Source organism: Pseudomonas sp. 30_B (assembly GCF_017491605.1).
Taxonomy (GTDB): Bacteria; Pseudomonadota; Gammaproteobacteria; order Pseudomonadales; family Pseudomonadaceae; genus Pseudomonas.
In genome coordinates, this window is sequence record NZ_JAFGYY010000357.1 from 1 (window position 1) to 445 (window position 445).

Here is a 445-nt window from a genome sequence, read left to right on the forward strand (position 1 = left end):
TCCCCGCGTAGGCCGCGTAGAACGGCGTGAACGCGCCCAGCAGCGACGTGACGAGCGTGACGATCTTGCCGTTGTCGTTCACGTGCCTGCCGGCTTCCTTGAGGAAGAAGAACGCCGTCTTCGAATTGACGGCGGCCATCTCGTCGTATTCGGCCTCGGTGATCTCGACGAACGGCTTCTTCAGCACCTTGCCGACGGTATTGATCGCGATGTCCGGCCGGCCGATCGCGGCCACCGTGTCGACGAACAGTTTCTCGACGGCGCCCGCCGCCGTCAGGTCGGCCTGCAGCGCGACCGCTCGCGCGCCGGCCGCCTCGATCGCCGCCACGGTTTCGGCGGCGCCCTTCGACGCCGCGCTGTTGTAGTGAATCGCCACCGCCTGCGCGCCCTGCGCGGCGAGATCGCGCGCGATCAGCCCGCCGAGGTTCTTCGCGCCGCCGAAACC

1 protein-coding gene is annotated in these 445 nt (G+C 68.5%); it reads right to left on the reverse strand.

The features are described from left to right. A partial coding sequence (locus J5M67_RS28650) for an SDR family oxidoreductase (protein WP_207888703.1) occupies nucleotides 1–445 on the reverse strand: 445 nt, incomplete at both ends.